The organism is Oceaniglobus sp. K40-3 (assembly GCF_055808395.1).
In genome coordinates this window covers 3,295,967-3,311,754 of sequence record NZ_CM147868.1, presented here as the reverse complement: position 1 = coordinate 3,311,754, position 15,788 = coordinate 3,295,967, and the positions used below count along the sequence as shown (strand labels likewise).

The following is a 15,788-nucleotide window of genomic DNA, read 5'->3' as shown; positions in this document are numbered from 1 at the left end:
GCATCTGGCCTTTAGCCAGGGCGAAAATATGGGTTTTGCGACAATCCAGGCATTTCGGGGCAGATGTTCCCGCCCATGTGAAACCTGTGCTCAGACATGGCCAATGGAGGCTAGAAACGCACTGAGGATCTGGGCGAATTCGGCAGGCTTTTCCACGCAGGGCAGGTGGCCCGCCCCCCGGATCAGGTGAAACTGGCTGCCGCGGATCAACGCGGCGGTTTCGCGCACCATATCCGGGGGCGTTGCGCCGTCTTCACTGCCTGCGATGGCCAGTGTGGGCAGGGTAAGACTGGCCGTGGTGGTCAGGAAATCACTGCCCGAAATGGCCGCACAACAGCCGGTATAGCCCTGCGCAGGGGTGCGGGTCAGCATGTGACGCCATTCCAACAGGTCAGGGGTGGCGCGGAAGGCGGCAGAAAACCAACGCTCCATGGTGCCGTCGGCCAATGCCTCGATCCCGCCCTGTCTGACGGCGGCGATCCGGTCCTCCCACATGGCAGCAGTGCCGATCCGCGCGGCGGTGTTGGACAGCACCATGGCACGCACGAGGTCGAGTCGTTTCACCGCCAAGCCCTGCGCGATCATTCCGCCGATTGACAGGCCGACGAAGACGCAATCGCGGATTTGCAGATGGTCGAGCAGCCGTTCCGCATCCGTCACCAAAGCGCCCATGTGATAGGGCGCGTCAGGCGCATCGCTTAACCCGTGGCCGCGTTTGTCATAGCGCAAAACGCGCAGGGTATCGGGCAGATGGGGCAGGATCGGATCCCACAGCCGCAGATCGGTGCCGAGCGAGTTGGAAAATACCACCACCGGCCCTTTTTCGGGGCCATCAAGGCGGTAATGCAGGTTCAGGTCCGGCAGGGCGGCGATGGGCATCGGGCGATCCTTTGGTCAGAGGGCAAAGCGGGACAGGGCGGTGGCAAAGATGTCGGCATCCACATTGCCCCCGGACGCCACGGCGACAACAGCATCGCCCGCAATCTGTTCAGGGTGGAACAGGGCCGCCGCCAAGGCAACGGCGCCCCCTGGTTCAAGTACCAGTTTCAGCCGTTGAAAGGCGAGCGCCATGGCGTGCAGCGCCTGATCCTCGGTCACGCTCAGGCCCGGGCCGCACAGACGCAGCATGATCGGAAAGGTCAGGTTGCCGGGTTGCGGGGTGATGATCGCATCGCAAATCGACCCGGACAATCGATCATTGCGCTGGATCGCACCGCTGGCCAGCGACCGCGCGGCATCGTCAAACCCTTCGGGTTCGGTCGGGCGGGCGCGCAGGCCGGGGGCATGCGCCTCAAGCGCCAGGGCAATGCCCGAGGTAAGCCCGCCACCGCCGCAGCAAACCAGCACATCGGCGGTGTTCACCCCCACCGCCGCCGCCTGTTCGGCGATCTCAAGGCCGGTGGTGCCCTGACCTGCGATCACCTGTGGATCATCGAAGGGTTTGATCAGGGACAACCCACGTTCGTCGGCCATGCGCGTGCCGATTTCATCGCGGTCTTCGGTGGCGCGGTCGTACAGCACCACCTCGGCCCCGAGCGCGCGGGTGTTGTCGATTTTCGTCTTTGGTGCATCCGAGGGCATGATGATCACGGCCGAGGTGCCATGTTCGCGCGCCGCATGGGCCACCCCCTGGGCGTGATTGCCGGATGAAAACGCGATAACCCCTGCCGCGCGTTGGGCCGGGTCCAGTGCGGAAACGGCAGACCATGCGCCGCGCGCCTTGAAGCTGCCGGTGTGTTGCAGGCATTCGGGTTTTACCAGCACCCGCCGCCCGGCGATATCGTCCAGAAAGGGCGAGCTGAGCAGGGGCGTGCGCCGGATATGGCCGCGCGCCCGTTCGGCGGCGGCAGTGATCATGTCGATGTTCATAGGTGGGTTGTCCAGTCGTGCAGGGCGGCAAGGGCCTCGGGTTCATCAAGAAAGGGGATATGGCCGCGATCCGGCACTTCGGTGAAAATCATGTCGGGGCGGCGGCGGCGCATTTCGGCGGCTGTTTCGGGGCTGAGTAAATCCGAGTTCGCGCCCCGGATCAGCGCCAGGGGCAGACCGTTCATCGCGTCGAACAATGGCCACAGATCGGGCGTGGGCTGTGCGCCGGAATCGTCCATGGTGCGGGCCAGCGCCGGATCGTAATTGATGGTCAGGCCCTCGGCGGTGGCGATATAGTGCTTTGCCGCCTCTTCGGCCCAGCGGGTGGGCGGGACATTGGCAAAGCCGCTCATTCGTTGCGCCATGAGGTCGGCGGCCTCGGCGTGGGTTTTTGCCGCCGGATTGCGCCCGAGATAGCCCTTTATTGCCGCAAGCCCGGCGGGCGCGATTTCGGGGCCGATATCGTTGAGGGCCACACCGGTCAGGCGGTCGCGCGCCGTGGCGGCCAGAAACATGGCGATAAGCCCGCCGCGCGAAGTGCCAAGGACAGCGGTTTTCTCAAGGCCCAGATGATCGAGAAGTTCCAGAGCATCCCGCGCCTCGACCGGGATCGTATAGCTTTGCCACGGCGCGCGGGCGGAACGGCCACGCCCCCGATAATCAAGCCGGATCAACCTGTTATCACTCAGGTGAGGCAGGACGTAATCGAAATCGGTGGCGTTGCGGGTAAGCCCGGCAAGGCACAGGATCGGCGGGCCGCTGCCGTGATCGTCATAATGCAGCGCAACGCCATCGGATGTGGTGAACCGCCCCATCAGATCAGCCCCGGGATGGCGGCCAGATCGGACAAGATATGGTGCGGCGTTGCCGGCAGGCGGTCAACCGGGGCGCCCGCGCGGTTGACCCACGCTGTGGTGAACCCATAGTGCGCCGCGCCCGCCGCATCCCAGCCGTTGGACGAGACAAACAACACCTGATCGCGGGGGCAGCCAAAGCGTTGGCCAACCAAATCATAAACCCGCGCATCCGGTTTGAACACGCCCACGGATTCCACCGACAAGGTATCATCAAGCAACCCGCCAATATCGGCAGAGTTGACGGCCCCGGCCAGCATTTCGGGTGATCCGTTGGACAGGATCGCAGTGTTCAGCCCGGCGGATTTCAACGCACCCAGCATGTCGGGCACCTCGGGATAGGAATCCAGCTCCCAATACAGTGCAAGCAGCCGTTCGCGCAGGGCGGGGTCGTCGATCTTTGCGGCCTCAAGCGCCCAGTCCAGACCATCGCAGGTGACCTGCCAGAAATCGCAGTGGTCGCCGGTGATGGCGCGCAGCCAGGTGTATTGCAATTGCTTGTCGCGCCAGTCGGTGGCCAGCTTTTGCCACGTCATGCGCAGCACCCCGTTGCCCGGTTCCTCTGCTGCCGCCCGGGCGGCGGCGGTCACATCAAAGAGCGTGCCATAGGCGTCAAAGATACAGGTGGTGATGGCCATGGATGCCCCCGTTGTTCGCGTTGGTGCGACCGTCGCACAGCTTTGCGCCAAGGGAAAGAGCGTGAAAGAAAGTGTAGGGGGGCGGGGTTTACTTGGACCGTATGGTTTGGCAGGTTGCGCGGGAAATTGGCGCGCCGACCCCGGCGCGCCTTTAGTTTTATAGAGGAAGGACACATCATGGCCACTGCAACCGCAGGCAACACGATCCAGATGCACTATACCGGCTCGCTTGAGGATGGAACGGTGTTCGACAGTTCCGAAGGGCGCGACCCGCTGCAATTCGAGCTTGGCTCGGGGCAGATCATTCCGGGGCTTGATGCCGCTGTGACCGGCATGGCGCCGGGTGAGGAAAAGACCGTGACGATCCCCGCCGACGAAGCTTATGGCGCCCATCACCCCGAGCGGGTGCAGTCGGTGCCACGCGCACAATTCCCCGATCATATTCCTGCCGAAGTGGGCACCCAGCTTCAGGTGCAGACGCCCGAAGGCCAGACATTGCCGGTGGTGATCGCCGAGGTGAACGAAGAGGCGGTCACGATTGATGCCAACCATCCGCTGGCAGGCAAGGATCTGACCTTTGCCGTGTCGATTGTTGAAATTTCGTAAGAAACCATGCTGTTTGCGCCGATGATCGGCGCGAAAATGTTTGGTTTGTGCAATTGATGGCCGGGGTGGTTTTGCTGCCCCGGCTTTTTCATACCCCGTTCAGGTGGGGCAGGTGACGGGCAGGATGACGCCGGAAAACAGCGCGTGCAGAGTTTTCAGGTGGCCCGCTACGGTGGCTGGTTTGCCCGAGTCAGAGGTGATGCAGACCGTCAGTTTACGCTCTGGCACCACATAGATCATCTGCCCGCCATAGCCGCGCGCATAATTCACCCGCACCCCATCCACATCCCATAAAAACCACGTCAGCCCGTATTGATGGCCCGGCACATCCGCCATGGTGCGCGGCTGCCAGCAGGTTTCGATCCAATCGGGGGTGGTCAGGGTTTCGTCCTGCCATGTCCCCCCGGTGCGATAGGCCTCGCCAAAGCGGAACATGCCCATGGGCGAAATTCGCATGTCATTGCCACCAAGGTAAAACCCCTGCGGGTCTTGCGTCCAACCCGAAAACGCAATGTCGAGCGGATCGCCAATGCGTTCGTTCGCCAGTTCCAGAAGGGTTTTACCGGCGGCATTGGCCAGAACAACGCCCAGAATATGGGTGTTGGCGGTGGAATACAGCCGCGTGGTGCCCGGATCGGCCAGCATCGGCGCCTCAAGCGCGTCGAAAACCCAGTGTTTTCCCGACACCCAGCCCCCATAACTTGCCCCCGCATAAGGTGTGAGGCCCGATTGCATGGCCAGCAGGTTTTCCACCGTGATCTGGCGCACCCGTTTGTCGGCGCGCCGGGGAATCAGACGTTTGAGATATGGTGCAACCGGGGAATCCAACGCCGGAATTTCACCCTTTTGCAGCGCTGCTCCCGCAAGGGTGGAGAGCAGCGTCTTGCTGACAGATTTGACGTTGACCGGGGTTTCCAGATCGGGGCCGCGAAAGGCGCGGGCGTCAATGATTTGCCCATCCACGGCGATCAGCAGGGAATGAAGCTGTTCCACCTCACGCGCGAGGGTAAAGGCATCGTCAAAGCGGGGGGTGGCGCGGGCGGGCAAGGCGATGCCCGCCCCCAGCAGGGCCAGTGCGTTGCGGCGGCTCAGGCCGCATCGCATCAGAGGTTTTCGGGCTGGGGCATTCCCAACACATGATACCCGCCATCAACGCGCACAATTTCACCGGTGGTACAGGCGCCCGCCTCGGACGCCAGATAGACGGCAGTGCCGCCCACGGCCTCAAGTGTGGCGTTGGTGCCCAGTGGGGCGTTGGTATCGGTGTGTTTGAACGTCTTGCGCGCCCCGCCGATGGCCGCCCCGGCAAGGGTTTTCATCGGCCCCGGTGAAATGGCGTTCACCCGAATGCCATCGCGCCCCAGATCGTTGGCCAGATAGCGCACCGAAGATTCCAGCGCCGCTTTGGCCACGCCCATGACGTTGTAAAACGGCGTCACCCGGTTGCTGCCCTGATAGGTAAGCGTCAGCAGGGTGCCGCCATCGGGCATCATTTCAGACGCACGTTTGGCGACGTCGATGAAACTGTAACAAGAGATCGTCAGCGAGTTTTGGAAATTGGCGCGGCTGGTGTTGATGAACCGGCCCGTCAATTCATTCTTGTCGGAAAAGGCGATGGCATGAACGAGGAAATCCATGGTCCCCCATGTGTCTTTCAACTGGGCAAAGGCGCCATCCATCGAGGCATCATCGGTGACATCCACATCAATCAGAATGTCACTGCCCACGGACGCGGCCAGGGGCTGCACCCGTTTGCCAAATGCCTCGCCCTGGTAAGAGAACGCGAGTTCCGCCCCCGCCCCGGCCATGGCACGGGCGATGCCCCAGGCGATGGAGCGGTCATTGGCCACGCCCATGATCAGGCCGCGTTTTCCCTTGAGATCAAACATTTGTGCTTATCCGTGAAATTTCGACAATAGCATTGAACCATTCGTTCCACCAAAGCCAAAGCTGTTGGTCATGACCGTATCAAGGCCCGCGTTATCCACCCGCACCGTCGCAATCTCATCCGGTTTCAGGGCCGGATCAAGGGTTTCGACATTGATCGAGGGGGCGATGAAATCATCGCGCAGCATCAACAGGCAAAAGATTGCCTCAAGCGCGCCGGCGGCCCCCTGGGCGTGGCCGGTCATGGATTTCGTGCTGCTGACGGGGGGCGTTGTGCCGGCGCCGAACACCCGGCGCACGGCCTCGATTTCGCCCACATCGCCCACCGGGGTACTGGTGCCGTGGGCGTTGATATAACCCACTTTGCGCCCCTCGGGCAGGGTTTGCAGGGCGATGCGCATGGCGCGTTCGCCGCCCTCGCCCGATGGCGCAACCATGTCATGGCCGTCGGATGTGGCGGCATATCCTGTCACCTCGGCATAGATTTTCGCGCCCCGCGCCTTGGCGTGTTCCAATTCCTCAAGCACGACAATGCCGCCGCCACCGGAAATCACGAACCCGTCGCGCCCGGCGTCAAAGGCACGGCTCGCGCGCTCGGGGGTGTCGTTGTATTTGCTGCTCATGGCGCCCATGGCATCGAACAGGCAGGACAGGGTCCAGTCCAGTTCTTCTCCGCCGCCCGCGAACATCACGTCCTGTTTGCCCATCATGATCTGTTCCGCCGCGTTGCCAATACAATGCAGCGAGGTGGAACAAGCAGAGGTGATGGAATAATTGATGCCCTTGATCTTGAACGCCGTCGAAAGGTTGGCGGAAATCGTCGAGGACATGCATTTTGGCACGGCAAAGGGGCCGATCCGCTTGGTCGCCTCGGTTTTCAGAACCGTCTGATGGGCGGCGAACATGGCGCTGGTGCTTGGTCCGCCCGACCCGGCCACAAGGCCCGTACGCGGGTTGACGACATCGCTTTCCGCAAGTCCGGCATCGGCAATCGCCTGTGACATGGCGATATGGGCATAGGCCGCCCCCGGCCCCATGAACCGCAGGGTGCGTTTGTCCACATGTTCGGCGGGGTCGATTTTCAGCGTGCCGGCGATGCGGCTGCGGAACCCATTTTCGGCCATCTCGGGGCTGGCGACGATCCCCGATGTGCCTGATTTCAGAGAGGCAAGCACCTCTTCGGCGTTGTTTCCGATGGATGAGACAATTCCCAATCCGGTGACGACGACTCGTCTCATGGGCAAACCTCGGGTTTGACGCGGCGCATTGGCGGCTCCTTTCAGGTGGCGGTGGCCAGACCCACCTTCATATCCTTGACGGCATAAATCTCTTCGCCATCGGCCACAACCCGGCCATCGGCCACACCCATTTTCAACCGCCTGTCAATGACCCGGGTAAAATCAATGTGATAGGTCAGCATCTTGCGGTCGGGTTTGACCATCCCGGTGAGTTTCACCTCGCCCACACCCAGCGCCATGCCCTGACCCTGCCAGCCGCGCCAGCCAAGGTTGAAGCCGGTCAACTGCCACAGCCCGTCAAGGCCCAGACAGCCGGGCATGATCGGGTTGCCGGGAAAGTGACACTCGAAAAACCACAGATCGGGGGTGATGTCGAATTCGGCCACCACATGGCCCTTGCCATTGGCACCGCCATCGGCGGAAATATCGGTGATCCGGTCCATCATCAGCATGGGCGGCAGGGGCAGTTGCGCATTGCCGGGGCCAAACAATTCGCCCCGGGCGCATTTCAGAAGGTCGTCCTTGTTAAAGGTGGTCGGATACTCGGCCATCTGGCGCCCCTTGCAGTGTTATCAGTCCGGTAGCAGGACATATCACCCCCCATCGCAGGCTGGCAACCCTGATGCGCGCCATGGATTACAGGATTTGCAATTGAAACAGTGGCCGTGGCGCTATTATATGTGGGGTAAGGGAGCGGACAGATTTATGAACACCGATGCAATCACCAGAGGCACCCATTGGCTGGCCAAGGCCGAACTGCGCCCGACACGCCAGCGCGTTTCGTTGGCGGCGCTGTTGGTGGGCGACGGGCAAAACCGCCACGTCACGGCCGAAAGCCTGTTCGCGGCGGCCTCAACTTCGGGCGAGGCAGTGTCGCTGGCCACGGTTTACAACACCCTGCGCGCCTTCTGCGATGCGGGATTGATGCAAGAAGTGACGGTGGACGGCTCCAAATCCTATTTCGATACCCGCATGGACGACCACCCGCATTTTTACTGGGAAGACACCGGGCGTTTGACCGATGCCCCCGCCGATGCCTTGGAAATATGCGCATTGCCCGAGGCCCCGGAGGGGACAGAGATTTCCAAGGTGGATGTGGTGATCCGGTTGCGGCGGGTTTGAGGGGCCACCCTATGGCGACAGGAAATTCGAAAGCATCGAACTGTCATTCGTGCCCACGCGCACGCGCCATTCACTGGTGAACTGGCTGTATTGAACAGCAGATTTTCCGACGGCGCTGATCTTTGGCGTGTCGTCGATGATCGTCTTGAACCAGCGTTTCGCCGTTCGTTTGGCCAGATCCTTCACCAGCTTTTGAACCGAGTGTGACGGCGCGACAGACATGAATGATGACCATACGTCGAAAAGATAGCCCGCCTTTTCGCTTTTATCGATCGCGATAAGCAGGGCAGCTTGGATGAATGCGCGATCACGATCGGTGAACTGATCGGGGCCAATGCTGGTGGTGCCCCAAAAATCCTTGGCAACCGCAGCACATTCTTCGCCGGACAGAAAAAGTTGAGCTTGGGTAAACGTCAGCCCTTTGAATTCTCCCATAAGCTTCATTGTAAAATCCTCAGTGCAGATAAATCCTCACAAGTAAAGGATAATTTCTTGCGAGATTCAATGATAGATGGGCGCCCTTCAAAACCACTGGCCCGGTTCCATCAGGCCCAAATCCAGTAACTGCTGGGATTGCCACGAAAAGGCGACCGAGTTGCGCCAGCGGAAGTTGTCTATTTCATGCATGCTTCCGGGGTTGGCGCGCAGGGCTTTGGCGGTGCGGAACGAACAGATGGTTGCGGTAAGGTTGTTGTGCCAGGGGCAGGCGAATGTGTTCATTTCGGCGTCGTTCAGGGTGAAATCGGGGTGCAGTTTCAGGCCCGGTTTGGCGCGGAACAGGGAAATCCGGTCGATCTTGCGCTTTTTCCACGGAATGTGCTCCTCAAACCGCCAGCGCAATCCGCCGAAGAAATCCAACTGCCGCTCCAGCGGGCGCCAGCCATCATCGGGGTTGCCGCGCGCCAGGGCGTAATAGCCGGATTTGTCGAGCCAGGCATCGTTGATGGCCACGGCATCCGGGTGGGTGGTCAGGTCGCCTGCGTAAAGGTCGATTACATAGGTCAGCATCGCGTCGCGGCGTTCTTCCGCATGGAAGGTCAGCATTTCATTCACGCTGCGGGATTCGGTGAAGGGGTGGAACAGGTATTCGGCGTTGAAACAATAATAAATCCAGCGCCCCGGCGCCATTGTGATCACGGTGTTCACCGCCTCGACACCGGCATTTTGCGCCTTGGTGTTGAAATCGACCCGCAGCACGGTTTTTTCCAGATCGGCGGGCAGGGTGCATTCGGGCAGGGCAAACAGGATGATGGCGCCAAACCCCCGGTTGATGTGATGGCGCAGGGTGCTTTCCACCTCAACCAGATCTTCGGCAACGATCAGGGCGATGGGGCCTGTCCCAAGGGCGGCGCCGCCCCGGGTGGCAAAATCTTTCAGTGATGCAAAACCCATGGTCCGCCTATCTTTGAGCAACGATGTTAAAATCGGCTGAAACGGCGTCGGATTGCAAGCGGCGCAGCAATCAGATAGGACGCGCCCTTGGGAATTCAGTGCAGGACCGGTACTATGGGCGAGGCGAAAAAGCTGTTTATCAAGACCTACGGGTGTCAGATGAATGTCTATGACAGCGAACGTATGGCCGAGGCGTTGGGCGGGCAGGGGTATGTCACCACCGACCGGGCCGATGATGCCGATATGATCCTGCTGAACACCTGTCATATTCGCGAAAAAGCCGCCGAGAAGGTATATTCCGAACTGGGCCGCATGAAACCGCTGAAAACCGCGCGCCCGGATTTGAAAATCGGCGTGGCGGGCTGTGTCGCTCAGGCCGAGGGCGAAGAAATCATGCGCCGCGCGCCGCTGGTCGATCTGGTGGTGGGGCCGCAGAGCTATCACCGTCTGCCAGAGATGGAAGAGGCATTGGGGCGGGGCGAACGGGCGCTGGACACGGATTTTCCTGAAGAAGACAAGTTTACCCACCTCAAGGCGCGGCCCAAGGCGGCCCGTGCGCCAAGCGCGTTTCTGACGGTGCAGGAAGGGTGCGACAAGTTTTGCGCCTTCTGCGTGGTGCCCTATACCCGGGGCGCCGAAGTGTCGCGCCCCGCTGCAAAGGTGCTGGACGAGGCGCGCGATCTGGTCGAACGGGGGGTGCGTGAAATCACCCTGCTGGGTCAGAATGTGAACGCCTATCACGGGCACGCCGGCGGGCTGGCCGGGTTGATCCGTGATCTGGATGCCATCGACGGGCTGGCGCGGATTCGCTATACCACATCGCACCCCAACGATATGGACGATGCCCTGATCGCGGCCCATGGCGATTGCGAAAAGCTGATGCCCTATCTGCATTTGCCGGTGCAATCGGGCAGTGACAAGGTGTTGAAGGCGATGAACCGCAAACACACCGCGCAAAGCTATATCAAGCTGATAGAGCGTATTCGCGCCGCGCGGCCTGACATTCTGCTGTCGGGGGATTTCATTGTCGGGTTCCCCGGTGAAACCGATGCCGATTTCGAAGATACGCTCGCGCTGGTGCGGGCTGTTGAATATGGCCAGTGTTACAGTTTCAAATATTCAACCCGCCCCGGCACCCCCGCGGCCGAGCGTCCGCAGGTTGACGATGCTGTTGCCGCCGAACGGTTGCAGCGGTTGCAGGCCCTGCTGGGGCAACAACAACGCAGCATTCAGGATGCCATGGTGGGCCGGGTGGTGAATGTGCTGTTTGAAAAGCCCGGGCGCCAGGCCGGTCAGATGGGCGGCAAATCAGATCATCTGCACGCGGTCCATGCCCACGCGCCTGACATGGCTGTGGGAACGCTGGCCCCGGTGCGGATTACCGACAGCGGGCCAAATTCGCTGGGTGGCGAATTGGTGTAAGATACGGCGCGCCCCTCCCGCGTGTGGGGGCCGCGCCGGAATTGCAGGCTCAGCCGTGCGCCCTGTGGTGCGGTGCGGCGCGGACGATGCGCTTAACTTCTTCAATCATGTTTTGCAGGTTGCCCACCAGGCTTTGATCCCGGCAGATCCGGTTGCCCACGGCATCGGCGGTGGACGGAGAATAGCCGGCCGCGACCAGGCTATCATAGAACACCGGATTCGCGCGGTCCCAGATCACCTCGTGCCAAGGGCCACGATAGCAGCTGACCACGATCGTGATATTGCTGATCGTATATGTGCCATAGGCGTGTTTATGGTGGTGTTTGCCCCCGGCCATGGCCGTTGTTGTTCCGGCGGCGAGAATCGCCGCAGCCAAAATCAGTTTCTTCATCTCGCCACTCCACTTGAAAAATCTCACCCGTCGCGCGCCGCGTGACTTCTGTTCGCTGGATTGGCGAGACTCACACTCGTGCCGCAAATCCGCCGCGCATTCGTCACAAACTATCGGAAGATTTTAGCGGTTTGGCAAGAAAACCCTTGAGAAGGTGGGCAACTGTCGCCCCAGGCGAAACGAAGCGGCGCGAGGCGTCGGATTGGTGACGCAACGACAGGCGCAACTGGCGGTGGTCGGGGAATCAGAGTCGCCGCTGCCCTTGCCAGCCCGGGCAGGTTTGCCGCTATGTTGCGGGTTTCATTGACGCACAGGCCGGAATGCGGCTTCACAAGTTGGTGAAACTTGCTAGAGTTTGAGATGACAGAATGACGAAGACTGCGCGGGTGCTGCCAATTGCCCGCCGCGTGTAATTTTCGAAGGAGACAGGGTGTGTTGAATATTTCCAACGCCGTTCGCGCCGCGCTTGGTGGTGCGGTCGTGGCGGTCGTGACGCTGATCTGGGCGGGTGCTGCGGCCGCGCAGGCATCGTATGTTCCGGGAATCTGGGTCGATCCCGATGGCTGTGAACATTGGGTGATGGATGACGGCTGGGAAGGGTACATGACGCCCCACACCAACCGGCAGGGTATTCCGGTCTGTCGGCGGGGCAACACCTGTGCGGTGATGAACAGTGATCAGTTGTTCGCGACGGACAGCTATCGGATCAGCGCCAATGGCCGCCAGCTTTTGCAACAGTTCTTTCAGTCGGCGGGCGCCACCAGCTATATCATCGCCGGGCATACCGACAGCCGCGCCTCGGATGAATACAACATGCGCCTGTCGATCAACCGCGCCAATTCGGTGGCCCGGGTCGCCCAAAGCGTGGGCGCGCGCATTGCCGATGTGCGCGGTTATGGTGAACGTCTGCCCAAGGCATCCAACAGCACCCGTGCCGGCATGGCGGTAAACCGCCGTGTCGAAATCATCTGCATTCGCTGAGGAGAGCGGTCATGAACATCACGAAAATCGCGCTTCTCGCTGTTATCGGCCTTGGCGTTGCCGGTTGTGACGAATTGCTGGACAAGCAGGACAAATCCGTGGACCGGTTCATTGACAGCAAGGATCTGTCGCAGTTGAAGGCCGGTATCTGGATTGACCCGAACGGCTGTGACCACTGGATCATCGACGACGGCATCGAAGGCTATCTGTCACAGCGGCTGGATAAATACGGCAAACCCGTGTGTTCGGGCGCCGGGCCACCCAATACCGCCGTTGGCCCCTTCAACAAGGGCACGACGATCCCTGATCCGATCTGATTGCGGGAAGGTAAAACAAAAGGCCGCGGCACATGCTGCGGCCCTTTTGCATTGCCTGGGCGTTGGTCAAAAAGGCGATAATCGGCCATTGCCCCGTGATATTTTCATGACAGGCGCAGCTTTCCCTTGCGCCTGTCCGGGCATGTTGGCACCATCCCTAGTGTAACCAACTGTTGGAGCATTATTTGGGCCTTATCCCGCCACCCCCGCACCCGGCAACGACGCGACCAGCGAAATTCTGGTCGAATTTCAGGACAATCGCCTGTTGATCGACCTGTGCGGCGAATTCGACCGCAATCTGGCGCGAGATCGAACAGGGGCTTGAGGTGCAGATCCTGCGGCGCGGCAACGTGCTGGCCGTGATTGGCGACCCTGCCGCGCAAACCCGCGCGGTTGATGTTCTGCACGCCCTTTATGCCCGGCTTGAGGGGGAAGGCCCCTTGAAACCGGCGACATCGACGCAGAGTTGCGCATGGAGCCTGCGGCCCGCAGTGGCGAGCAGATGGAAGTGATTCACGGCGGGCGGGTGGAAATCAAGACCCGCAAAAAGCTGGTCGAACCGCGTACAGACGCCCAGAAGGCCTATGTCAAATCCTTGTTTTCCAATGAGCTGGCCTTTGGCATCGGCCCGGCGGGGACGGGCAAGACCTATCTTGCCGTGGCCGTTGGCGTGAACATGTTCATCGAGGGGCATGTGGACAAGATCATCCTGTCCCGCCCTGCCGTTGAGGCGGGCGAAAAGCTTGGCTATCTGCCCGGTGACATGAAGGACAAGGTCGATCCCTACATGCAGCCGCTTTATGACGCGCTGAATGATTTTCTGCCGGGCAAACAGGCCGCCAAGCTGATGGAGGAAAAGCGGATCGAGATCGCGCCGCTGGCCTTCATGCGCGGGCGCACCCTGTCCAACGCCTTTGTGGTGCTGGACGAGGCGCAGAATGCCACGTCAATGCAGATGAAGATGTTTCTGACCCGGCTTGGCCAGAACAGCCGCATGGTCATCACCGGTGACCGCACGCAGGTGGATCTCCCGCGCGGGGTGCAAAGCGGGTTGCAAGATGCCGAACGGTTGCTGAGCGGGATCGACAGGATCGCCTTCAACTATTTCACCTCCAGAGATGTCGTGCGTCACCCGCTGGTGGCAAAAATCATCGAGGCCTATGAGGCCGATGGCTGACATCATCTGCGATGTGTTGATCGAGGATCACCGTTGGGCCGATCTGGGCCTTGACGCATTGGCGCAGCGCGCCGTCGGGGCGGCGCTGGCCCATTTGCCGCCCGCCCCGTGGGAGGTCAGCCTGCTGGCCTGCGATGACAACCGGATTGCCACGCTGAACGCCGATTTCCGGGGCAAACCCGTGGCCACCAACGTGCTGTCCTGGCCCAGTGACGAACGGGGGGGCGATGTGGCGGGCGTGGCTCCGGCCCTGCCAGACCCGGCTGGTGATACCGAATTGGGCGATCTGGCCATCGCATTTGAAACCTGCCGCGCCGAAGCCGAGGCAGGGGGCATTGCAATGGGCGATCACGTGACCCATCTGCTGATCCACGGCACGCTGCACCTTTTGGGCTATGACCACGAGGACGACGCCGACGGCGATCTGATGGAGGCGCTTGAAACCCGCCTGTTGATCGGGCTGGGCATTGCCGACCCCTATCGGCCCGTGCCATAGAAAAACAGCGGCCCCGCTTGGGCCGTGCAACACAGCATCCGCCGCCATGGGGGGTGAACCGGAAAGGTAAGATGGGCGATACGGACGACGGGTCCACGGGGGCGGCGCAGAGCGCGCCGGACGAAGACGGACAAGACCCCCACCAGAACCGCGGCTTTTTTGGCCGTCTGATCGAGGCGCTTAGCCCGGGCGAAGATGCCGACGACGACGAAGGCAATGACAGGCGCAGCACACCTCAGGGCCGGGCGCCTGCCGGACAGCCGCTGGGCCTGTCCAATCTGCGCCGGATGCGGGTCGAGGATGTGGCGATTCCCACGGTCGAAATCGTTGCGGTGCCCCATGACATCGGAAAAGAGGCGCTGGTCGCCGTGTTCCGCGAAAGCGGCATGACCCGCCTGCCGGTCTATCGCGAAACGCTGGATCATCCGGTGGGGATGATCCACCTGAAGGATTTCGCGCTGCAACACGGGTTCAACGGCACCAGCGCGGTCTTTGACATGGCGTCGATGCTGCGCCCGCTGATCTATGCGCCGCCGTCCATGCCCATCGGGGTGTTGCTGCAAAAAATGCAAAGCGACCGGATGCATATGGCCCTGGTGATCGATGAATACGGCGGCGTTGACGGGTTGCTGACCATCGAGGATCTGATTGAACAGGTGATCGGTGAGATCGAGGACGAGCACGACATCGACGAGGGACAGTATTGGACCGAGGAGAAACCCGGTGTGTTCCTTGCGCTGGCCAAAACGCCACTGGATGAATTCGAGGCCCTGATCGGGCTGAAACTGATCGACCCCGAGGAAGACGAGGAAATCGACACCCTGGGGGGGTCGCCTATGTGCTGACCGGGCGGATTCCGGCGCGCGGCGAAGTGATCGCCCATCCGTCGGGCGCGCAGTTTGAAATCGTCGATGCCGACCCGCGGCGGATCAAGCGTATCCGTGTGCGCCTTGCAGGGGCCGAGCGTGGCGCGGCACCAGCAACAGGCGAACAGGCCGCCGGTGACTGATCTGCGCGGTTGGCGGTTCGTCGCGCTGAACCTTGGCGCCGGGGCGGTCACGGGGTTGGGGCAGGTGCCTTTTTCGCTGGTGCCGCTGGCGCTGATCGGGCTGGCGATGTGCTGTTGGCTGGGGCTGCGTGCGGCAAACTGGCGGCGCGCAGCGCTTGCGGGATGGCTGTGTGGTGCGGGATATTTTGCCGTGACCCTGCACTGGATTGTCGATCCCTTTCTTGTGGATGCGGCGCGCTATGGCTGGATGGCGCCCTTTGCGCTGCTGTTGTCGGCCTTTGGGTTTTCCCTGTTCTGGGCGCTTGGTTTCGGTCTGGCTCATGGTGTGGCGCGCCCCGGCTGGCCCCGGGCGCTGGCCTGGGCCGTGGCAATGACGGGGGGCGAGCCTG

General features: G+C 61.4%; 17 protein-coding genes and 3 pseudogenes. 9 read left to right on the top strand and 11 right to left on the bottom strand.

From position 1 onward, the window contains the following. Positions 1-90: 90 nt before the first annotated feature. Genes pcaD through AC0L7P_RS17205 form a run of 4 tightly spaced genes read right to left on the bottom strand, consistent with a single transcriptional unit; the run spans position 91 to position 3,361 of the window. Complete coding sequence (pcaD, locus tag AC0L7P_RS17220) at positions 91-879, bottom strand: 3-oxoadipate enol-lactonase (RefSeq protein WP_473433821.1); 789 nt, start codon at positions 877-879, stop codon at positions 91-93. 15 nt (positions 880-894) lie between these two features. Beyond that, positions 895-1,869, bottom strand: coding sequence for a threonine ammonia-lyase (locus tag AC0L7P_RS17215; protein ID WP_473433820.1), 975 nt, complete (start codon positions 1,867-1,869; stop codon positions 895-897). Then, positions 1,866-2,684, bottom strand: a complete 819-nt coding sequence (locus AC0L7P_RS17210; RefSeq protein ID WP_473433819.1) for an alpha/beta fold hydrolase — start codon at positions 2,682-2,684, stop codon at positions 1,866-1,868. Before AC0L7P_RS17210 ends, AC0L7P_RS17215 begins: the two co-directional genes overlap by 4 nt. Next, a complete protein-coding gene (locus tag AC0L7P_RS17205; RefSeq protein ID WP_473433818.1) occupies positions 2,684-3,361 on the bottom strand; it encodes a haloacid dehalogenase type II in 678 nt (225 codons plus the stop codon). Before AC0L7P_RS17205 ends, AC0L7P_RS17210 begins: the two co-directional genes overlap by 1 nt. Before the next feature lie 177 nt (positions 3,362-3,538). Between AC0L7P_RS17205 and AC0L7P_RS17200 the strand changes: the two genes are divergently transcribed. Continuing rightward, positions 3,539-3,967 carry an FKBP-type peptidyl-prolyl cis-trans isomerase gene (locus AC0L7P_RS17200; protein ID WP_473433817.1) on the top strand — a complete coding sequence of 143 codons (429 nt, stop codon included), beginning with the start codon at positions 3,539-3,541 and terminating at the stop codon, positions 3,965-3,967. Between the two features lie 99 nt (positions 3,968-4,066). On the opposite strand, the gene AC0L7P_RS17195 is transcribed toward AC0L7P_RS17200, so the two are convergent. Genes AC0L7P_RS17195 through fabA form a run of 4 tightly spaced genes read right to left on the bottom strand, consistent with a single transcriptional unit; the run spans position 4,067 to position 7,643 of the window. Continuing rightward, positions 4,067-5,071, bottom strand: coding sequence for a serine hydrolase domain-containing protein (locus tag AC0L7P_RS17195; RefSeq protein WP_473433816.1), 1,005 nt, complete (start codon positions 5,069-5,071; stop codon positions 4,067-4,069). Next, entirely contained in the window at positions 5,071-5,856 is a 786-nt protein-coding gene (locus AC0L7P_RS17190; RefSeq protein WP_473433815.1) for an enoyl-ACP reductase FabI, read from the bottom strand. Before AC0L7P_RS17190 ends, AC0L7P_RS17195 begins: the two co-directional genes overlap by 1 nt. A 6-nt stretch (positions 5,857-5,862) precedes the next feature. Next, the gene (fabB, locus tag AC0L7P_RS17185; protein ID WP_473433814.1) at positions 5,863-7,092 is read right to left on the bottom strand and encodes a beta-ketoacyl-ACP synthase I; all 1,230 of its coding nucleotides are present in this window, start codon (positions 7,090-7,092) and stop codon (positions 5,863-5,865) included. Between the two features lie 41 nt (positions 7,093-7,133). After that, positions 7,134-7,643, bottom strand: coding sequence for a bifunctional 3-hydroxydecanoyl-ACP dehydratase/trans-2-decenoyl-ACP isomerase (gene fabA, locus AC0L7P_RS17180; protein WP_473433813.1), 510 nt, complete (start codon positions 7,641-7,643; stop codon positions 7,134-7,136). Positions 7,644-7,797: 154 nt separating this feature from the next. Here fabA and irr point away from each other — a divergent pair, with 154 nt between their 5' ends. Then, positions 7,798-8,214 (top strand): Fur family transcriptional regulator Irr, encoded by a 417-nt coding sequence (irr, locus tag AC0L7P_RS17175; RefSeq protein WP_473433812.1) that lies wholly within the window; start codon positions 7,798-7,800, stop codon positions 8,212-8,214. A 9-nt stretch (positions 8,215-8,223) separates the two neighbouring features. Here irr and AC0L7P_RS17170 read toward each other — a convergent pair whose 3' ends face one another. Next, positions 8,224-8,658, bottom strand: a complete 435-nt coding sequence (locus tag AC0L7P_RS17170) for a hypothetical protein (RefSeq protein ID WP_473433811.1) — start codon at positions 8,656-8,658, stop codon at positions 8,224-8,226. Positions 8,659-8,736: 78 nt separating this feature from the next. Further along, on the bottom strand, positions 8,737-9,606 hold the full coding sequence (locus AC0L7P_RS17165; RefSeq protein WP_473433810.1) for a hypothetical protein: 870 nt from the start codon (positions 9,604-9,606) through the stop codon (positions 8,737-8,739). 114 nt (positions 9,607-9,720) lie between these two features. Between AC0L7P_RS17165 and miaB the strand changes: the two genes are divergently transcribed. Beyond that, complete coding sequence (gene miaB, locus AC0L7P_RS17160) at positions 9,721-11,028, top strand: tRNA (N6-isopentenyl adenosine(37)-C2)-methylthiotransferase MiaB (RefSeq protein ID WP_473433809.1); 1,308 nt, start codon at positions 9,721-9,723, stop codon at positions 11,026-11,028. Positions 11,029-11,077: 49 nt separating this feature from the next. Here the strand turns inward: miaB and AC0L7P_RS17155 are convergent, their stop codons facing one another. Then, on the bottom strand, positions 11,078-11,419 hold the full coding sequence (locus tag AC0L7P_RS17155) for a hypothetical protein (protein ID WP_473433808.1): 342 nt from the start codon (positions 11,417-11,419) through the stop codon (positions 11,078-11,080). 432 nt (positions 11,420-11,851) lie between these two features. Here AC0L7P_RS17155 and AC0L7P_RS17150 point away from each other — a divergent pair, with 432 nt between their 5' ends. The 6 genes and pseudogenes from AC0L7P_RS17150 to AC0L7P_RS17125 form a co-directional block, all read left to right on the top strand. After that, the gene (locus AC0L7P_RS17150) at positions 11,852-12,400 is read left to right on the top strand and encodes an OmpA family protein (RefSeq protein ID WP_473433807.1); all 549 of its coding nucleotides are present in this window, start codon (positions 11,852-11,854) and stop codon (positions 12,398-12,400) included. An 11-nt stretch (positions 12,401-12,411) separates the two neighbouring features. Next, positions 12,412-12,717, top strand: coding sequence for a hypothetical protein (locus AC0L7P_RS17145; protein ID WP_473433806.1), 306 nt, complete (start codon positions 12,412-12,414; stop codon positions 12,715-12,717). Positions 12,718-12,952: 235 nt separating this feature from the next. Beyond that, positions 12,953-13,894, top strand: a pseudogene (locus tag AC0L7P_RS17140) (PhoH family protein). A gap of 1 nt (position 13,895) precedes the next feature. After that, positions 13,896-14,390, top strand: coding sequence for an rRNA maturation RNase YbeY (gene ybeY / locus AC0L7P_RS17135; protein ID WP_473435496.1), 495 nt, complete (start codon positions 13,896-13,898; stop codon positions 14,388-14,390). Between the two features lie 71 nt (positions 14,391-14,461). Further along, positions 14,462-15,399: pseudogene (locus AC0L7P_RS17130) on the top strand (transporter associated domain-containing protein). After that, positions 15,302-15,784 (top strand): annotated as a pseudogene (locus tag AC0L7P_RS17125) (hypothetical protein); the annotation flags it as partial. The pseudogenes AC0L7P_RS17130 and AC0L7P_RS17125, both read left to right, overlap by 98 nt. Positions 15,785-15,788 lie beyond the last annotated feature (4 nt).

Coding starts and splice junctions, on each gene's coding strand:
- pcaD (WP_473433821.1), bottom strand. CDS start 879: ATGCCCATCGCCGCCCTGCCGGACCTGAACCTGCATTACCGCCTTGAT.
- AC0L7P_RS17215 (WP_473433820.1), bottom strand. CDS start 1,869: ATGAACATCGACATGATCACTGCCGCCGCCGAACGGGCGCGCGGCCAT.
- AC0L7P_RS17210 (WP_473433819.1), bottom strand. CDS start 2,684: ATGGGGCGGTTCACCACATCCGATGGCGTTGCGCTGCATTATGACGAT.
- AC0L7P_RS17205 (WP_473433818.1), bottom strand. CDS start 3,361: ATGGCCATCACCACCTGTATCTTTGACGCCTATGGCACGCTCTTTGAT.
- AC0L7P_RS17200 (WP_473433817.1), top strand. CDS start 3,539: ATGGCCACTGCAACCGCAGGCAACACGATCCAGATGCACTATACCGGC.
- AC0L7P_RS17195 (WP_473433816.1), bottom strand. CDS start 5,071: ATGCGATGCGGCCTGAGCCGCCGCAACGCACTGGCCCTGCTGGGGGCG.
- AC0L7P_RS17190 (WP_473433815.1), bottom strand. CDS start 5,856: ATGTTTGATCTCAAGGGAAAACGCGGCCTGATCATGGGCGTGGCCAAT.
- fabB (WP_473433814.1), bottom strand. CDS start 7,092: ATGAGACGAGTCGTCGTCACCGGATTGGGAATTGTCTCATCCATCGGA.
- fabA (WP_473433813.1), bottom strand. CDS start 7,643: ATGGCCGAGTATCCGACCACCTTTAACAAGGACGACCTTCTGAAATGC.
- irr (WP_473433812.1), top strand. CDS start 7,798: ATGAACACCGATGCAATCACCAGAGGCACCCATTGGCTGGCCAAGGCC.
- AC0L7P_RS17170 (WP_473433811.1), bottom strand. CDS start 8,658: ATGAAGCTTATGGGAGAATTCAAAGGGCTGACGTTTACCCAAGCTCAA.
- AC0L7P_RS17165 (WP_473433810.1), bottom strand. CDS start 9,606: ATGGGTTTTGCATCACTGAAAGATTTTGCCACCCGGGGCGGCGCCGCC.
- miaB (WP_473433809.1), top strand. CDS start 9,721: ATGGGCGAGGCGAAAAAGCTGTTTATCAAGACCTACGGGTGTCAGATG.
- AC0L7P_RS17155 (WP_473433808.1), bottom strand. CDS start 11,419: ATGAAGAAACTGATTTTGGCTGCGGCGATTCTCGCCGCCGGAACAACA.
- AC0L7P_RS17145 (WP_473433806.1), top strand. CDS start 12,412: ATGAACATCACGAAAATCGCGCTTCTCGCTGTTATCGGCCTTGGCGTT.